Origin of the sequence: Chryseobacterium sp. 22532 (assembly GCF_052044665.1) — a bacterium.
GTDB lineage: Bacteria > Bacteroidota > Bacteroidia > Flavobacteriales > Weeksellaceae > Chryseobacterium > Chryseobacterium lathyri.
Map to the genome: position 1 here is coordinate 738,325 of NZ_JBQENJ010000003.1, position 17,143 is coordinate 755,467.

A 17,143-nucleotide genomic window follows, 5' to 3' on the forward strand; every position below is an offset into this window, starting at 1 on the left:
CATAAAAACCACAGACAATGAAATATTTAATCATTCTTTTTTCAGCACTTCTTTTGACCGCCTGTAAAAAAGATAAGGAAGTCATTAAGGATAGTGCCTCAACAGATTCTTTAAACCTTGTTAAAGATTCTGCAAAAACAGAAACGGCACCAGGAAAAGTTCTAGTAGACATTATCCCTTTTCCAAAAGAGATCAAAGAATGCTCATGCTATTTTGCAAGAAATAAGGCTGATTTTGAAGCAGAAAAATACATCTATGCTGATGATGCAGGAAAAACAGCCTACATGAAACTTGACGGTAAAAGATTGACAATGAATCTTATCTCGTCAAGTGATATGGAAGTTGACGAGGAGCTGACGAAAGAAATTGAAAGCGACAACTACAAGATTTCTGTAAAAGGAAAAAAAATAAAAAGCGAAGAAGCTTTATTATTCGAAGGTACCCTGACGATTGAAAAACCGGATGGTACTGTAGAAACATTACCTATTTACGGCGAATGCGGATGTTAAAAAACACTAGAGGTAAAAAACAAATTTACCTCTAGTCTCCACATAAAAAGTGCTTCCGGATTCACGGAAGCATTTTTTATTTTGTAATTTTGATAAAAATAAAATTTCATGGAATTATCTAATATAGAACCGCAAATTATCTGGAAAAATTTCTCCAAATTAAATGCAGTTCCAAGACCATCTAAAAAAGAAGAAAGAGTCATTGCTTTCATCAAAGAATTTGGTGAAAATTTAGGATTGGAAACTACGGTAGATGAAGTAGGAAATGTTATTATCAAGAAACCTGCAACTCCGGGCATGGAAAACCGTAAATCCGTCGTTCTTCAGTCACATCTGGATATGGTATGCCAGAAAAACAGTGATGTAAATTTTGATTTCGATACAGAAGGTATCAAAATGGAGGTTGATGGAGATTGGGTAAAGGCAAAAGGAACAACTTTAGGTGCTGATAACGGTTTAGGAGTAGCAACCATCATGTCTATTCTTGAAAGTTCAGATATTCCACATCCGGCTATGGAAGCTCTCTTCACCATTGATGAAGAGACGGGAATGACCGGTGCCTTAGGTTTAAAGCCTGGACAGTTGACTGGAGAAATCCTGTTAAACCTTGATACCGAAGAAGATGATGAGATCGATATCGGTTGTGCAGGGGGTGTAGATGTAACCATTACACAAAATTACAACACAGAAGCAGCAAAAGGACAGATTATAAGAATTGAAGTAAAAGGCCTGCAGGGAGGTCATTCAGGAATGGATATTCATAAAGGTTTCGGTAATTCCAATATTATTCTGGGAAGACTTCTTTACAGTGGCTTAACTAACCAGAATATTCAGTTGGTAACGGTTGACGGCGGCGGCTTGAGAAATGCTATTCCAAGAGAAGCTACGGCACTTATTTCTGTGAGAAATGCTCAGGAATTTATTGAAACGGCTACAGCTCTTAAAAAAGAAATTTTAGAAGAATTTGCTACAGTAGAACCTAGTATCCATATCAATATTGAAAATTCTACGACTTCTGACAAAGCTGTTTCCGAAGAAGATTCCAGGAAGATTATCCTTGCTTTAAAATCTCTTCACAATGGGGTTTACAGAATGAGCCCGGACGTAAAAGATCTTGTAGAAGCATCCAACAATGTAGCCAGAGTGGAATTAAAAGGCGGTGAGCTTAAAATCTTAAACTTAACCAGATCATCTGTGGATTCATCTAAATATTCGGTAGCAGAACAGTTAAAATCTGTAGCAGAATTAGCAGGAATGAACGTTGAATTCAGTGGTTCTTATCCTGGATGGAAGCCAAAACCTGGTTCTGAGATCGTACAGCTGATGGAAAAAATCTATACAGAAAAATTTGGCGAAAAGCCTCATGTGGTAGCTTGTCACGCAGGACTGGAATGCGGAATCATCGGGGCCAATTATCCTGAAATGGAAATGGTAAGCTTTGGACCTACGATCAGAGGAGCACATTCTCCGGACGAGAAAGCTAATATTCCTTCTGCTCAGAAATTCTGGAGTTTCACTAAAGAAATTTTAGCGAATATTCCTTTAAAATAAGAAGATAAAATTATTATATTGAATATCCAAAGTCGTATGATTTTGGATATTTTTAATTTAAACCATTAAGTTTTTTAAGTCGTTAAGATCATTAAGAATTTACAGATATTAGGCTTAAAAATATCTTTAATATTTTACTTAACTTTCCTTAATAACTTCATTGGCCTTAATGGTTCAAAAATCATTTAACAAGATTTACAATAATGAAAAGTATAACAGTATTCTGCGGCTCAAGTTTCGGCACAGATGATATTTTTAAAGAACAGGCTTTCCTTCTGGGACAAACATTGGCAAAACAAGACATTCAACTGATTTACGGCGGTGCAGATGTTGGTTTGATGGGAGCCGTTGCGGATGGAGCTTTAAATGAAAAGGGGAAAGTCGTTGGAGTTCTTCCCCACTTCCTGCAATCCAAAGAAATTGCCCATAAAAAACTTACCGAACTCATCCTCGTAGAAACCATGCACGAAAGAAAAACAAAAATGAACGATCTCTGTGACGGCGTGATCGTTCTTCCCGGCGGCTATGGAACACTGGAAGAGTTTTTTGAAATGATCACCTGGGCACAGCTGGGACTTCATAAGAAACCAATTGGGATTTTGAATATTGATGGATTTTATGACGATCTGATAAAACTGGTTCAGACGATGGTGGATAAAGGATTTTTAAAACAGGTAAACCGTGATATGCTTTTGATAAGTGAAAATATTGATGAGCTTTTAGAAAAGATGAAAAATTATCAGGCTCCTACTGTGGGGAAATGGATTTCGAAGGAGAAAATATAATAATTAAAAAAGATACTATAATCATTCACGAAGAGAAATATTATTTAAATAAAAAATAGTAAATAATACACATAACAAAACCGCTTGGAAATTTCCAAGCGGTTTTTTATACTAATTAAATTTAATATTTTCTAAGGATAAGGAGCAATCTCCACTTCAAGACCTTCCATTTCATCCATCATATGTAACTGGCATCCCAGTCTGCTGTTGTCTTTTACGTGGTAAGCTTCCGCCAGCATCGCATCTTCTTCATCGCCCATCGGCTCAAGGCCCGGATCGTTAATCACATATACCTGGCATGAGGCACACATCGCCATTCCTCCGCATACCCCGATGGTTCCTTCTTCCGCCAGTTCATAAGAGCGGATGATCTCCATCAGGTTCATAGACATATCTGTAGGCGCTACAACATCATGGGTTACCCCTTCCCGATCGGTGATCTTTATATTAATATCTGACATAATAGTGCAAAATTAGTCAATTTTTTTCACAACTGCCTTTTCTGCTTCCTTACGGCTGCCGTCAAATCCGTCTACACCGCTTACTGTTGTATATTTAAGGACAAATTTCTTACCCGGATTCAGTCTGTTGTAAACACTCTGACACATTAAAGTAGCTTCGTGGAAACCACAAAGGATCAGCTTCAGTTTTCCCGGATAGGTATTGATATCTCCGATCGCATAGATTCCATCGATATTCGTCTGATAATCAAGCGCATTGTTTACAACGATCGCATTTTTCTCAATATTCAATCCCCAGTTTCCGATCTCTCCCAATTTTGGAGTCAGTCCGAATAGAGGAATGAAATAATCTGTTTCAATATCGAAAGCTTCCTGGCCTTCAATTTCTACCGTGATCGCTTCAACTTTTCCGTCCCCTTTGATACCAGTAACTTCAGCAGGCGTAATTAATTTAATTTTACCCTGGTTCTTAAGATCCTGAACTTTCTCTACGGAATCCAAAGCTCCTCTGAACTCATTTCTTCTGTGGATCAAAGTCACTTCACTTGCTACATTGGAAAGGAAAACGCTCCAGTCAAGAGCAGAATCTCCACCTCCGGCAATCACTACTCTTTTGTTTCTGAAATGCTCAGGCTCTTTAACAAAATATTCAAGACCTTTTTCCTCATAGTCAGCTACATTTTCAAAAGTAGGCTTTCTGGGCTCAAAAGTTCCCAATCCACCGGCAATGGCAATAGCTTTACATCTGTGCACCGTTCCTTTGTTGGTGATCACTTCAAACCATTCATCATCCACTTTTGTATAAGAAACCGCAGTTTCTCCCAAAGTGAATCCCGGCTGGAACTGCTTGATCTGTTCCATTAAATTATCTACCAATTCTCCAGCATTCACTGAAGGATATCCCGGAATATCGAAAATAGGTTTTTTCGGATAAAGCTCTGCTAGCTGTCCTCCTGGCTGCGGAAGTGCATCAATAATATGGCACTTCATTTTTAATAAACCTGCTTCAAAAACAGCAAAAAGCCCGGTAGGTCCGGCTCCTATGATCAATATATCAGTGGTTATCATAATAAGATAATTTAATTATACATGTAACTGCAAATTTACTAATTTTAATGCGAAGCATATTTAATTGATTCTAAATAAAAACCTGAGATTTATCAAATCTCTGTAAATAGTTAAGGATCTTAAATTTGGCAATGTTTTTGTTAAATTTCATACCATGAAGAAAATTTTAAATCTTTTTGCACTATTTATGTTCCTGTTGAGCTATGCTCAGATCGACAATATCTCTGACGGTGAGTCTATTACATTCAGAATACACTATGGAATCCTGAATGCCGGAACTGCCAATCTTACTGCCAAAAAGACAAATTATATGGGTGTTCCCCATCTGTACGTAAAAGGTACAGGAAAAACTACAGGCGCTGTAAAAGCCTTTTTTAAAGTAGAAGATTTATATGAAAGCTTCATTAATATAGAAACCGGGCTGCCAAGCTTTTATGTAAGAAATGTACGTGAAGGTAGCTACCGCCAGCATTTTGAAACCGTTTTCAACCATACTAATAATACGCTGATCTTAACAGATAAAAAGACTCCTGCCAATGGTTCAAAGGTGATTAAATCTGTAAAAGGCGTTCAGGATATGCTTTCATGCTTCTACTACCTGAGAAGCAAAAGTACCAGTGAATTAAAGGTCGGAACAGTGATCAACATGAATGTATGGATCGATGATGAAATGTTTCCGTTTCAGCTGAAAGTGACAGGAACTGAAGATCTGAAAACCAAATTCGGAACCATTAACTGTCTGAAAATTATCCCGTCTGTAAAAAGTGGAAGGGTTTTCAAAGAAAAAGAAGGCGTTACAATGTGGGTTACCAATGACGCCAATCATATTCCAATGCTTCTGCAGGCCGAGCTGGCCGTAGGTTCACTGAAAGCAAGTATTGATGATCTTAAAAATGTGAAATACCCTTTAAAATATAAATAAAAGATATTCAGCCTTTTGAATTATAAAAAAAAGCCTGCAAAATATTTTTGCAGGCTTTTTTATGGTTTAATGTAATACATTTTAATTTCCAGCTGTCTTACTAATAACAGCAAACTAAAGACTAATAAAGATAACGCTTCGACTTCGTTCAGGTGAGGAAATTTCAGAGAAGAAAAAATTAATATAAAATTAATAAACCTCTATTAAAACGGTCACGTTGTGATTTTTCAATATAATCTCGTTTTTAATTACGTTTTGTTTCTTAGGTCAGTAATTAAAAACAAAAACCTCCGGAGATTCCGGAGGTTTAATTTTTTATAGTGATTTAAACTGTTCTAAAGTTCTGATATCATTTTCGAAGAACATTCTGATGTCGCTCATCTGGTAAAGAAGCATTGTAATTCTTTCAATCCCCATTCCGAAAGCATATCCTGAATATTTCTCAGAGTCAATATTTACATTTTTAAGAACCGCAGGGTCTACCATTCCGCATCCCATAATCTCCAGCCAACCTGTTCCTTTGGTAATTCTGTAATCAGTTTCAGAGTTTAATCCCCAGTATACATCAATTTCAGCACTAGGCTCTGTAAACGGGAAATAAGACGGTCTCATTCTGATTTTGGATTTACCGAAAAGCTCAGTGGTAAAGAACTGGATTGTCTGCTTAAGATCGGCGAAACTTACATTCTCGTCAATATACAATCCTTCAATCTGATGGAAAATACAGTGTGAGCGTGAAGAAATAGCCTCATTTCTGAATACTCTTCCCGGAGAAAGAATTCTGATCGGCGGCTGGTTTTCTTCCATATAACGGATCTGTACGGAAGAGGTATGCGTTCTTAAAAGGATATCCGGATTCTGCTCGATGAAGAAAGTATCCTGCATATCTCTTGCAGGATGGTATTCGGGAAGGTTAAGCGCCGTGAAGTTGTGCCAGTCGTCCTCTATTTCAGGACCATCGGCTACTGCGAAACCTATAGATTTGAAGATTTCAATAATTCTGTTTTTCACCAGATTGATCGGGTGTCTTGACCCAAGATCCAATGGAAAAGCTGGCCTTGTAAGATCTTCTTTTTCTGTGACAATAGCAGACTGGGAAGCATCTTTAAGATCTTCCAGTTTTCCTGCAACAGCTTGTTTTAAAGAATTAATCTTCTGTCCGAATTCTTTTTTCTGGTCGTTTGGAACTTCTTTAAATTTTTCAAAAAAATCATTCAGAACACCTTTTTTACCATTATATTTAATTCGGAAGTTTTCAATTTCCTCTTTAGATGTAGCATTGAAGCTGTTTACTTCGGTAAGTAGTTCTTCTATCTTTTCTATCATTGTTTTACCCTTTCAAAATGTTTTGCAAAAATACGTTTTTTAAGTTTAATAATGAATCTGTGATAAAAAAATCTGCCCCTTTACGGGAGGCAGACTTCAATCACTTATTTCACTTAAATAAAAAAATTATTTCTTTTCTAAAGCTTTAACGTTGATCTGAAGAGTTACCTCATCCTTGATCACCCCGTTTTCAGCAGGAGCCTGGAACTTTACGCCAAACTCTTCTCTTTTAATATCTTTTGGCTCAGTAGCCACACTTACTTCTCCGTCTTTTACAGAAACGTTGGCCTTAAACTGAACCGGTTTTGAAATACCTTTAATGGTTAAATTCCCATCCAAAAGTGTATTATAATCTCCTTCCGTAGCCGGCGTTACTTTGGTAATTTCAAAGGAAGCCGTTGGGAATTTTTCCACTTCAAAGAAATCACCGCTTTTAAGATGACCGTTCAGTTTTCCTAACTGGTCAGCATCGTCTTTAAGGTCTACAGATGTCAGAGAGCCCATATCTGCCACAAATTTCCCGCTTTCAAGCTTTCCGTCTTTTATGGTAACATCACCGCTTTCAAACTTGATCGTTCCGAAATGACTTGTACTTTCAGACTTGAAAACTTTATATCCTTTCCACTCCACTTTACTGTTCAATGTGTCCACCGTATACTGATTCCCGTCTTTTGTAGTTGTTACTTCATTGCTTTCGCTGGTAACCGGTTTGTCTTTTTTACAAGAAACCACCACAGCTGCAACAAATAAAGCAGGAATAGCTAGTGTAAACAGTTTTTTTTTCATTTTTGATATATTTTTATTGCTTCCGCTAATATAATAAAAAATTTTATTTTTTCATAAAAACCTTACATTTGTATTATGCTTTTAGAAATAAACAATTTATATTTTTCCCACACCAAAGATAGTCCCCTGTTTCAGAACCTTAATCTGGGTTTTGAGGAAGGCAGAATCATTGCACTGGCAGGAGAAAGCGGCTGTGGAAAGTCTACATTGCTTAACCTTATTTACGGATTGCTGGACTGGGAAAGTGGCGAGATTATTTTTAATGAAAAACGGCTTTTGGGTCCCAAGGGAAATCTTGTTCCCGGAGAAGCTGAAATGAAGCTGGTAGCCCAGAATTTTGACCTGATGCCTTATGCCACTGTTGCTGAAAATGTGGGGAAATTTATTTCTAATATCAATTTAGCTCAAAAAAAAGAAACGGTGATGGAACTTCTGGAAGTGGTAGGACTCCAGGAATTCGCCCATGTGCTTCCTAAATATTTAAGCGGAGGCCAGCAACAGAGGGTTGCCATAGCCAGAGCACTTTCTGTATTGCCGAAATTGCTTATTTTAGATGAACCTTTCAGTAACCTGGATTTCCCCAGAAAAATAGAGCTTCGTGAAAGACTGTTCAGGTATGTGAAACAACATCAGATCTCTTTAATTATTTCTACCCACGAACTTCAGGATATTATGCCTTGGCTCGACCAGATCGTCATTCTGAAGGATGGAAGGCTAATCCAGAACGACAGCCCGGAAGAAACCTACAAGCAGCCTTATAATTCTTATGTCGCCAAACTTTTTGGTGAAGTGAACATATTCAGTGAGGAAGAAAAAGCAGAGTTCCAGCTTCCTAAGTTTTCATATTATCCTAAAGAAATAAAAATCTCTGACAATGGAAATGAAGCCGAACTCCTGGAAAGCAGGTTTGCAGGAAACCATTACTGGAATAAGATCAAGGTTCAAAATAAAGAACTTATTGTTTATACAGACGAGAAGATAGAGGGAAATATCAGGATTTCTTTTGTTTAAATAACAGAAAGATTATTATTAGTATTGAACTAATTTTCTATATATACAATTCACAAACTTATCTGCCAATCTTCCATAACTTATACATTTCCTTACAGTTATTGTTAATATGTGGATAAAAAAAATACAAATGTAAGAAGCAGTTTGAAACTTTTTCTTACATTTGTATTTCCACAGCATAAGGAAATTTTTGGTTAATTCTCTTTCTGCCCTGAGACGGACATTAGCACTTCCCTGCAATTAAGTCTTTGAAAGATTACACTGTCCAATCTTTTCCTTTTTTTATTTTTTTCAAATAAACGTTATGCTTTCTTCACAAACTCTGATTTCAAAGCCATAGATCCGAAACCGTCAATTTTACAGTCAATATTATGATCGCTGTCCGGTCTTAGACGGATATTTTTAACTTTTGTTCCAGCTTTTACCGGTTTTGGTGCTCCTTTTACAGGAAGATCCTTGATTACTACTACAGAATCTCCATCCTGAAGCTCATTTCCGTTTGAATCCAGTATTTTTCCTTCGTTAGAACTTTCAGCAGTCGTTTCTTCAGGATTCCATTCGTAAAAACACTGCGAACAGGTCATCATATTATTTTCACTCGGATAGGTAAATTCGGAGCCGCATTTCGGACAAAGTACAGTATCACTCATATTTTTTATTTTTTGCAAAGGTAGAATTTTTTGTAGAATGTATTCATGATCAAGATAAGTAAAGGCCAGAAATCAAGATTTTAGATGTCAGACATTAAAACTGGTGACCTCGGAACCCCACAAGATACTTGCCATTCATTTAATATTTCTTGATCTATATGGAATCCTATGACTCAAACCCTAAAACTCTCCGACTTTCATGCCCGCACCCCGAAACTTCACAACCATCAAGCTCTCCCACTCTAAAACTTGAATTCTGCAACTCTCAACTATAATTCGTACTTTTGCAGATTCAAACAGCGAAGCAATTTTATGGAACTTATTCACAGAAACCTAGCGATCGGAATTCACGATGCTTTACAGGAAACATTTTTCGAGAAAAATAAATATGCCGATAAGGTAATCGAAAGACTTTTAAAAGCCCACAGAAAATGGGGAAGTCAGGACAGAGCCGTTGTTTCTGAGATCTTCTATAATATTATCCGCTGGAAAAAACGTCTTGAATATTATATGGGGGAAGGTGTAAAACCAACCAATATATATAAGCTGATGATTGCGTATCTGCTTTGGAGCAAGACCAATTATAAAAAGTTTGAAGAATTTGACGGAATTAAAATCGCAGATATCCTTACCAAGCTTAAAAAGAACACCGTTCCTACAAAAGCTATCGAGCATTCTATTCCTGAATGGCTGGCTGAAACTTTGGAAAAAGAATTAGGACCGGGCTGGGAAAAAGAAATGCACGCTTTGAACGAGCAGGCTCCGACCGTATTAAGAGCAAACAGTCTTAAAACAACTCCAAAAGAACTTATTTCTGATCTTTCAGATGAAGGTGTAGTGGCTTACACGGTAAAAAACTATCCGGATGCTGTACAGCTTGAGGAAAAGAAGAATGTTTTCCTTACAACAGCCTTTAAAGAAGGCCTATTTGAGGTTCAGGATGCTTCTTCACAGAAGATCGGGTATTTCCTGGATGTAAAAGAAGGACAAAGAGTTGTGGATGCTTGTGCGGGTGCGGGGGGAAAAACCCTTCACTTAGCTGCATTGATGGGGAATAAAGGGCAGATCGTAGCTTTGGATATTTTCGAATGGAAGCTGGCTGAACTGAAACGCCGTGCAAAAAGAGCGGGAGCACACAATATCGAAACCCGCATGATCTCTGACAACAAAGTGATCAAGCGTCTTCATGATAAAGTGGACCGACTTCTGATCGACGCTCCATGCTCTGGACTTGGTGTTTTAAAAAGAAATCCGGACAGTAAATGGAAAATTGACCAGGATTTTATTGACAGAATTAAAAAAGAGCAACAACAGATTCTTCAGGATTACTCCAAAATGCTTAAAGTAGGCGGGAAAATGGTATATGCTACCTGTTCTATTCTACCTTCTGAAAATAATTTACAGGTTGAAGAATTCTTGAAAACCAACTCAGGTTATAAGTTAATTAAAGATGATAAAGTAATGCCTAGCCATGGTTATGATGGATTCTATATGGCACTGATCGAAAGAGTTTCTTAGTCTTTGACTCATCTATAAAATATACAGCTGCTCTATCCGGAGCAGCTTTTTTATTGAAAATTGCAGTCAAATATATATTTTTTCTCCATATTGGAAAGCGGTTTGTAACATCTGCATCATTAATCCCTACTTATAATGTTGTAACTGTTTCAAAAATCCGAAAATTGAAAATTAACTTTACGGAAACCCAGACTTATGGATAAAAGAATTCTATTCAGCTTCTCAGCTTTATTCCTATGTTGGCTTTCATATGCACAGACATATGAGATCCAATATACCAGTTCTTATAATGGGAAAATTCTTACCGAACAGTCCCCTACTCTTGTTTGGGCGGATGGAAAAAGTAATTTTATTCTAAATAATAAGATAAGGGAACAGAAAAGTGATTACCCATTTGAGATCACCAAGATCGAGAAACCTTCCAATACGGTTGTTTCTTATGCTTTCCTGAAACCGGGAGAAATTATTTCTTCTTCAGATGCCGAATCTATAGGAAAACAAACATTTGAATTAACCAATGAAACGAAAAAGATTTTGGGCTATACCTGTAAAAAAGCAGTAACGAAGATCAATTCCAATACGATCGAGGTTTGGTATACCAATGATTTAAAAATTAATGGCGGACCGTCTGTTGTAGGACAGAATTTGGGATTTGTACTGGAAATCGAAAGAAATAAAAATTCGCAGGTCACTGCCAGCTCCATTAAAAAAGTAAAAAAAACAGATATTGATCATATTTTAAAAGGCTCAATACAGTCAACCGATCTGCTGGGTTACAAGGATCTTTTCTGGAAAAGTCGTTTTACCACATTGAAAGTTTTTGACAATGAAACCATCAATTTTTCAGATCAATCTAAACCGGATGAACAGGTAAAAAGATTTGCCAACGGAACCATCATCCTAAAAAAAATAAAATTCCCTACGATTAAAGAAGGTGAAAATATTTTTATCGAAGTGAGACAGCAATCTAACGGAGATGCTTACGACAGAACAGGAACCGTATTTTTTATTCCACAGGATAAAGAAACCTCATTTTTTGACGGACTGGAAAAAGGGACTAAAACGCTTCCTGTTTATGATAACGGAAACGGGAAGCAGTATTACGGAGTAGCAACAACCAAAAATTACAGTCCTGTCATAGAGATGATGAGATTCTTTACAGCCTTCGGCATTCAGAAATTCAATCATATCCAACTGAAAGGAAAAGACTGGCAGACCGTAAGCCCGTACCGACAGGATATTACAGAACTGAAGCCTTCTCTTTCTGAAAAGGAACTCTGGGTGGGTACTTTTATCGGTAATTATGATAAAGGCGGTCATAAAATAAGTCTTGAGATCACTATTCATAAAAGTGACCAGAACATTTATAGGAATAATGTAGCGATTCCTCTTTTTAATACTTTAAATATCATGGAGATGGCAGGTCAGGATTATTCAACGATGTTCGACAGGGATAAAGGACTTTTGGTAGAATTTACATTAGAAAAAGATTTAAAGAATGCTCAGCTGAGATACATCACTACCGGACACGGGGGCTGGGAAAATGGTGATGAATTTGTTCCCAAAACTAATTCTATATTCCTAGATGGGAAAATGATGTTTTCTTTTGTACCCTGGAGATCAGACTGTGGTTCTTACAGGCTTTATAACCCTGCATCAGGTAATTTTCCGGACGGGCTTTCCTCATCGGACCTCAGCAGGTCCAACTGGTGTCCCGGAACAGTTACCAATCCTAACTTCATTCCTCTTGGAGATATGAAAGCAGGCAAGCATACAATACAGATAAAGATCCCTCAGGGAGCAACGGAAGGTACAAGTTTCAGCTCTTGGAATGTTTCAGGAGTTTTGCTTGGATCCCAATAAAAACAAAACCTTCTTGCAAAGAGAATTGCAAGAAGGTAAAAACACAAATGATGAAAAAAAATTATTTCGAGCCACAAAGTAAGGGCTAAAATTCATATAATAAATTACCATATATTATTAATTATTTCATTTTAATTTTGTATAGAAGATAATAACTCTATTTTTCCTAACGAAAAAAATCAATTAAATACGTGATAAATAGATTAAAAAGTTGACATTTTTCTTAAAAACAAATCATTAAGTTAAAAATATTAACTTTTAATTATTTTTTGTTGTTATTTTTAAACATCAAAACTAATTTTGCTTCAAATAAGAAACAATATGTGTGGAATTGTATGTTTGTTCGATGCCAAACAAAAAACCGAAATATTAAGACCTCAGGTTTTAGAAATGTCAAAAAAAATCCGTCACCGCGGACCGGACTGGAGCGGTGTATTTCAGGATGAAAAAGTAGTATTTTCTCATGAAAGGCTTGCTATCGTAGATCCTACTTCAGGAAAACAGCCCTTATTCACCAAGGACGAAAAAGTAGTACTTGCAGTGAACGGAGAGATCTATAACCATAGAGAATTAAAAGAAGAGTTTCCGGATTTCGAATTTCAGACTCAATCGGACTGTGAAGTGATCCTTGCCCTCTACAGAAAATATGGAAAAGACTTTATTGAAAAGCTCAACGGAATTTTTGCATTCGCCCTTTATGATATAGAAAAAGGGATCTATCTGATCGCCCGTGACCATATGGGCATCTGCCCTCTTTACCAGGGATGGGATAAAAACGGAAACTATTATGTCGCTTCTGAATTAAAAGCGTTGGAAGGCATATGCAAAACCATCGAGACATTTCTTCCCGGGCATTTTGTATACAGCCCGGATGGAACAGAGCTTCAGCAATGGTACAAAAGAGACTGGGAGAGCTTTGACAGCGTAAAAGACAACGAAACCGATATTTCAAAAATAAGAAAAGGCCTTGAAGATGCCGTTCACAGACAGCTGATGAGTGACGTTCCTTATGGGGTTCTCCTTTCCGGAGGTCTGGATTCATCTGTTATTTCAGCAGTTACAGCAAAATTTGCAAGACAGCGAGTTGAGAGTGGTGACACTCAGGAAGCATGGTACCCGAGGCTTCACAGTTTTGCAGTAGGCTTAACAGGCTCTCCAGACCTGGCTGCAGCAAGAAAAGCTGCAGACCACATCGGATCCGTTCACCATGAAGTTAATTTCACTGTTCAAGAAGGATTGGATGCAGTACGTGATGTCATTTATCATCTGGAAACTTATGATGTGACGACCATCAGAGCTTCCACTCCGATGTATCTTCTGGCCAGAGCGATCAAATCCATGGGGATCAAAATGGTCCTGTCCGGAGAAGGTTCAGATGAGCTGTTTGGAGGATATCTGTATTTCCACAAAGCACCGAGCGCGAAAGAATTCCACGATGAGACAGTAAGAAAACTAGGCAAGCTTCATTTATATGACTGTTTAAGAGCCAACAAAGCCCTAATGAGCTGGGGAATTGAAGGCCGAGTTCCTTTCCTGGATAAAGAATTTATGGACATTGCCATGGCTGTCAACCCAAAAGACAAAATGATCAGTGTTGAAGAAGGAAAAATCGAAAAATGGGTGCTACGAAAAGCTTTTGAAGATGTTCTTCCAGAATCTATTGTCTGGAGACAGAAAGAACAATTTTCAGACGGCGTGGGCTATTCATGGATAGACACATTAAAAGAGGTTGCCGAGAAAGAGGTTACTGATGAGATGATGGCCAATGCAAGATTCAGATTCCCGTTGAACACCCCTCAAAACAAAGAGGAATACCGTTACAGAACCATCTTTGAAGAACATTTCCCAAGTGAAACGGCAGCAGCAACGGTTCCATCAGTTCCTTCAGTGGCCTGCTCCACTCCTATTGCTTTAGAATGGGATGAGGCTTTCAAAAAAATGAATGACCCGAGCGGAAGAGCGGTGAAAGTACATGAGACAAGTTATGAGTAATGAGTTCGGGATGCGTGATTCGGGTTTGAGAGCCTGAGCGTTTTTAGTGTTGGCTCTTAATTCAACAATTATTCCTAAAATCTACAACCTCCCGTCTAACATCTAAATCTCTAATTCCTGATCCCTAATATCTAACTTCTAATTTCAAAATTTTATCAATCCTGTAGAAATACAGGATTTTCTTTTGAATAACGTTAATAATATCAATATAATTTAACTGACAATCAAAAATAATATCTAAGAAATAATTATATTTGGACAACGAAAATATCAATTATAAAAAAATGAGAAGAAATCTTACTGTTTTATTTGCCTTACTATCCATCAGTTTTGCTTTTGGACAGGGAAAATATGGCAAATACTTAAATTCAAAGAAGCTTGCTTTGTCTTATAAAAGCGTGAAAGATGTAGATAAGGATGACTATTATCAGCAGTTTTATTGGCTGGTAAAGGCAGAACAGCTTAAAACGTATCCTCACCTTAAAGATGTAAAACCTGTTGTTTTGTATGAGTTTGTAAAAAAAGTAAATCCTCAGAATCCTACCAAAAAACTGGATGACAGAGGAAAAGAGCTCAGAGCCACTGCAGAATTATCTTTGAATCAATATTTTAAGAACAAAAAATTTGAGAACAACTCAGTTTTAATGTACAACCTTGAAACTTATGTTGACCCGTCTAAAGGACAGTTCTATACTAAGGTAGATCCCGAAAAAATCAAAGAGCTGGTTCCAAAAGAGCTTTTTGCTTTCAACTCTTTAAACAGAAACTTAGGCGAAGAAAAAACATATTACCTGTGGATTGATAAGAAAAAAGATGATTTCAATATTGTAGATATTATCCCTGACGAAAAAGAGAACAAAGCTTTCTATGCAAGATTAAAACAATATCTTCCGAGCTATAAATTTTCCAAATACGTTCCATCGGTTAAAAAAGGAAACAAATCAGACAAAACAGATGTTGACTACTACTACATTATGCCGTTTGAACAGAACACCGATAATATTGAGTATAAAACAAAAGATTTCAAAACTTACATCTTGAGCCAATACAGAAAAGCCGGCGATGAATGGAAAGGAGTAGAAAAACCTAGAAAATAAATTAAAAAGTCCTGTGAAAATTCACAGGACTTTTTTAATTTTATATCAAATTCTTTATCTAAGGATCAGACTGATTAAAAACAAAAACTGATTCAATAAAAAACAAATCTGGAACTCATCAGGTTTCCAGTCTATACCGAATGACAGAAACAAACCCGCAGCCGAACTCCGTAAAAAAAATACTTCCACTCATTCTGGCCACTGCTATTTTCATGCAGATGCTGGATTCCACGATCCTGAACACCTCCCTGCCCTCCATCGCAAAGGACCTTAACGAGTCTCCGCTCAATATGCAGAATGCAATCATCAGCTACGTTCTGACCCTGGCGGTTTTTATGCCTGCAAGCGGTTTTCTGGCAGACAGGTTCGGAACCAAAAAAGTATTTATTTTTTCTCTGGTCCTTTTCAGCTTAGGTTCCCTGTTCTGCTCCATGTCGCAAAATCTTACCCATCTGGTTATTTCAAGAGTAATCCAGGGAGTCGGAGGCAGCCTGATGACACCAGTGGGAAAGCTGGCGCTGATCAAGACTTTCGATAAAAACGAATTGCTTAAAGCAATGAACTTCGCCATTATTCCTGCACTGATAGGCCCTGTACTTGGTCCGCTGGTCGGAGGCTATATGGTAGATTATCTTTCATGGCACTGGATCTTCCTGATCAATATTCCCATCGGAGTATTAGGAATTATTTTAGGCTTAAAATACATGCCGAATTACAAATCTACTGATGTTGATTTCGATCTAAAAGGATTTTTAATTTTTGCTGCTGCATCGCTGCTGCTATCTATTTCGCTGGAATTGTTCGGAGATATGCAGAATATCAGTCCTGTACTTTTTGTCTTTATTCTGGGCTTTTTATTCCTCTACTATTATTACAGACATGCAAGAAGAGGAGGAAATCCTATTTTTCCTCTGGATCTGTTCCAGGTAAGAACATTCAGGGTAGGAATTGTCGGAAACCTGGCTACCCGTTTAGGGATCAGCTCCGTTCCACTTCTGCTCCCGCTGATGATACAGATTGCCTACAAACAGTCGGCAGTAACTTCCGGATGGATCATTGCTCCAATGGCGCTTACCGCTATATTCGGGAAATCATCCGTTATTAAAATTTTAGACAGATATGGTTACCGGCAGACTTTAATGGTCAATACATTCATTATCGGAACCCTGATCTGTCTTCTTGCTATTCCCAATATCCATACATCATTGTATTGGTTTGTCCCAATTATTGCCATACTAGGATTTTTCAACTCCATTCAGTTCACTTCCATGAATACCATTTCTATTGCAGATCTCAGAAACTTCCAGACCAGCAGCGGCAATTCACTGATATCAGTCAATCAGCAGCTGGCTATCGGCTTCGGGATCGCTTTCGGATTGATTGTTTTAAAATTATTTGAGAATTCTGATCTGATTGAGGGCGAAATGCACAATGCTTTCCGATACACCTTCCTTACCATAGGTATATTGACCATCATATCAGGCTTTGTTTTCAGAAGGCTCCACATTTCGGATGGAAAGAATATGAAATCTAAGGAAGACTAATAAGTTTCTCCCAACTTTTTACTTTTACGAACTTAACACAGATCAATGCAGCTGAATCTT

General features: G+C 37.5%; 15 protein-coding genes. 10 read left to right on the plus strand and 5 right to left on the minus strand.

What is annotated here, in order from left to right; translation table 11 throughout:
- Positions 1 to 17 precede the first annotated feature (17 nt).
- The 3 genes from ACTJIV_RS11225 to ACTJIV_RS11235 all read left to right on the plus strand — a co-directional run bounded on the left by ACTJIV_RS11225 (position 18) and on the right by ACTJIV_RS11235 (position 2,845).
- Entirely contained in the window at positions 18 to 509 is a 492-nt protein-coding gene (locus ACTJIV_RS11225; protein ID WP_440627493.1) for a hypothetical protein, read from the plus strand.
- A gap of 108 nt (positions 510 to 617) precedes the next feature.
- Positions 618 to 2,060 (plus strand): aminoacyl-histidine dipeptidase, encoded by a 1,443-nt coding sequence (locus ACTJIV_RS11230; RefSeq protein WP_440627495.1) that lies wholly within the window; start codon positions 618 to 620, stop codon positions 2,058 to 2,060.
- A 203-nt stretch (positions 2,061 to 2,263) separates the two neighbouring features.
- On the plus strand, positions 2,264 to 2,845 hold the full coding sequence (locus ACTJIV_RS11235; protein WP_440627497.1) for a TIGR00730 family Rossman fold protein: 582 nt from the start codon (positions 2,264 to 2,266) through the stop codon (positions 2,843 to 2,845).
- A gap of 131 nt (positions 2,846 to 2,976) precedes the next feature.
- Here ACTJIV_RS11235 and ACTJIV_RS11240 read toward each other — a convergent pair whose 3' ends face one another.
- Together ACTJIV_RS11240 and ACTJIV_RS11245 are read right to left on the minus strand one after the other, a co-directional pair.
- Positions 2,977 to 3,306: a 2Fe-2S iron-sulfur cluster-binding protein gene (locus tag ACTJIV_RS11240; RefSeq protein ID WP_080778227.1), complete on the minus strand. Its 330-nt coding sequence runs from the start codon at positions 3,304 to 3,306 to the stop codon at positions 2,977 to 2,979.
- A 12-nt stretch (positions 3,307 to 3,318) separates the two neighbouring features.
- Complete coding sequence (locus ACTJIV_RS11245) at positions 3,319 to 4,374, minus strand: NAD(P)/FAD-dependent oxidoreductase (RefSeq protein WP_111955672.1); 1,056 nt, start codon at positions 4,372 to 4,374, stop codon at positions 3,319 to 3,321.
- 154 nt (positions 4,375 to 4,528) lie between these two features.
- Here ACTJIV_RS11245 and ACTJIV_RS11250 point away from each other — a divergent pair, with 154 nt between their 5' ends.
- On the plus strand, positions 4,529 to 5,296 hold the full coding sequence (locus ACTJIV_RS11250; protein ID WP_111955670.1) for a DUF3108 domain-containing protein: 768 nt from the start codon (positions 4,529 to 4,531) through the stop codon (positions 5,294 to 5,296).
- A gap of 315 nt (positions 5,297 to 5,611) precedes the next feature.
- Here the strand turns inward: ACTJIV_RS11250 and pheS are convergent, their stop codons facing one another.
- Both pheS and ACTJIV_RS11260 read right to left on the minus strand, forming a co-directional pair.
- Entirely contained in the window at positions 5,612 to 6,622 is a 1,011-nt protein-coding gene (gene pheS / locus ACTJIV_RS11255) for a phenylalanine--tRNA ligase subunit alpha (RefSeq protein ID WP_111955668.1), read from the minus strand.
- Between the two features lie 126 nt (positions 6,623 to 6,748).
- Positions 6,749 to 7,408, minus strand: coding sequence for a YceI family protein (locus tag ACTJIV_RS11260; protein WP_111955666.1), 660 nt, complete (start codon positions 7,406 to 7,408; stop codon positions 6,749 to 6,751).
- Positions 7,409 to 7,483: 75 nt separating this feature from the next.
- Here ACTJIV_RS11260 and ACTJIV_RS11265 point away from each other — a divergent pair, with 75 nt between their 5' ends.
- Complete coding sequence (locus tag ACTJIV_RS11265) at positions 7,484 to 8,419, plus strand: sulfate/molybdate ABC transporter ATP-binding protein (RefSeq protein ID WP_440627500.1); 936 nt, start codon at positions 7,484 to 7,486, stop codon at positions 8,417 to 8,419.
- Between the two features lie 302 nt (positions 8,420 to 8,721).
- On the opposite strand, the gene ACTJIV_RS11270 is transcribed toward ACTJIV_RS11265, so the two are convergent.
- The gene (locus ACTJIV_RS11270) at positions 8,722 to 9,069 is read right to left on the minus strand and encodes a zinc ribbon domain-containing protein YjdM (protein ID WP_111955662.1); all 348 of its coding nucleotides are present in this window, start codon (positions 9,067 to 9,069) and stop codon (positions 8,722 to 8,724) included.
- 312 nt (positions 9,070 to 9,381) lie between these two features.
- Here ACTJIV_RS11270 and ACTJIV_RS11275 point away from each other — a divergent pair, with 312 nt between their 5' ends.
- From ACTJIV_RS11275 to ACTJIV_RS11295, 5 genes are all read left to right on the plus strand, one after another.
- Complete coding sequence (locus ACTJIV_RS11275; RefSeq protein WP_111955660.1) at positions 9,382 to 10,587, plus strand: RsmB/NOP family class I SAM-dependent RNA methyltransferase; 1,206 nt, start codon at positions 9,382 to 9,384, stop codon at positions 10,585 to 10,587.
- A gap of 195 nt (positions 10,588 to 10,782) precedes the next feature.
- Positions 10,783 to 12,450 carry a GLPGLI family protein gene (locus ACTJIV_RS11280; protein WP_440627503.1) on the plus strand — a complete coding sequence of 556 codons (1,668 nt, stop codon included), beginning with the start codon at positions 10,783 to 10,785 and terminating at the stop codon, positions 12,448 to 12,450.
- Between the two features lie 321 nt (positions 12,451 to 12,771).
- A complete protein-coding gene (gene asnB / locus ACTJIV_RS11285; RefSeq protein WP_440627505.1) occupies positions 12,772 to 14,442 on the plus strand; it encodes an asparagine synthase B in 1,671 nt (556 codons plus the stop codon).
- A gap of 284 nt (positions 14,443 to 14,726) precedes the next feature.
- Complete coding sequence (locus ACTJIV_RS11290; protein ID WP_111959286.1) at positions 14,727 to 15,539, plus strand: hypothetical protein; 813 nt, start codon at positions 14,727 to 14,729, stop codon at positions 15,537 to 15,539.
- Positions 15,540 to 15,679: 140 nt separating this feature from the next.
- A complete protein-coding gene (locus ACTJIV_RS11295) occupies positions 15,680 to 17,083 on the plus strand; it encodes an MFS transporter (protein ID WP_223558456.1) in 1,404 nt (467 codons plus the stop codon).
- Positions 17,084 to 17,143: the final 60 nt, after the last annotated feature.

What these genes read in the sequence shown, in the direction of transcription:
- ACTJIV_RS11280 (WP_440627503.1), top strand. Translation starts at nt 10,783, where the DNA reads ATGGATAAAAGAATTCTATTCAGCTTCTCAGCTTTATTCCTATGTTGG.
- ACTJIV_RS11225 (WP_440627493.1), top strand. Translation starts at nt 18, where the DNA reads ATGAAATATTTAATCATTCTTTTTTCAGCACTTCTTTTGACCGCCTGT.
- ACTJIV_RS11240 (WP_080778227.1), bottom strand. Translation starts at nt 3,306, where the DNA reads ATGTCAGATATTAATATAAAGATCACCGATCGGGAAGGGGTAACCCAT.
- pheS (WP_111955668.1), bottom strand. Translation starts at nt 6,622, where the DNA reads ATGATAGAAAAGATAGAAGAACTACTTACCGAAGTAAACAGCTTCAAT.
- ACTJIV_RS11295 (WP_223558456.1), top strand. Translation starts at nt 15,680, where the DNA reads ATGACAGAAACAAACCCGCAGCCGAACTCCGTAAAAAAAATACTTCCA.
- ACTJIV_RS11270 (WP_111955662.1), bottom strand. Translation starts at nt 9,069, where the DNA reads ATGAGTGATACTGTACTTTGTCCGAAATGCGGCTCCGAATTTACCTAT.
- ACTJIV_RS11250 (WP_111955670.1), top strand. Translation starts at nt 4,529, where the DNA reads ATGAAGAAAATTTTAAATCTTTTTGCACTATTTATGTTCCTGTTGAGC.
- asnB (WP_440627505.1), top strand. Translation starts at nt 12,772, where the DNA reads ATGTGTGGAATTGTATGTTTGTTCGATGCCAAACAAAAAACCGAAATA.
- ACTJIV_RS11260 (WP_111955666.1), bottom strand. Translation starts at nt 7,408, where the DNA reads ATGAAAAAAAAACTGTTTACACTAGCTATTCCTGCTTTATTTGTTGCA.
- ACTJIV_RS11235 (WP_440627497.1), top strand. Translation starts at nt 2,264, where the DNA reads ATGAAAAGTATAACAGTATTCTGCGGCTCAAGTTTCGGCACAGATGAT.
- ACTJIV_RS11245 (WP_111955672.1), bottom strand. Translation starts at nt 4,374, where the DNA reads ATGATAACCACTGATATATTGATCATAGGAGCCGGACCTACCGGGCTT.
- ACTJIV_RS11265 (WP_440627500.1), top strand. Translation starts at nt 7,484, where the DNA reads ATGCTTTTAGAAATAAACAATTTATATTTTTCCCACACCAAAGATAGT.
- ACTJIV_RS11230 (WP_440627495.1), top strand. Translation starts at nt 618, where the DNA reads ATGGAATTATCTAATATAGAACCGCAAATTATCTGGAAAAATTTCTCC.
- ACTJIV_RS11275 (WP_111955660.1), top strand. Translation starts at nt 9,382, where the DNA reads ATGGAACTTATTCACAGAAACCTAGCGATCGGAATTCACGATGCTTTA.
- ACTJIV_RS11290 (WP_111959286.1), top strand. Translation starts at nt 14,727, where the DNA reads ATGAGAAGAAATCTTACTGTTTTATTTGCCTTACTATCCATCAGTTTT.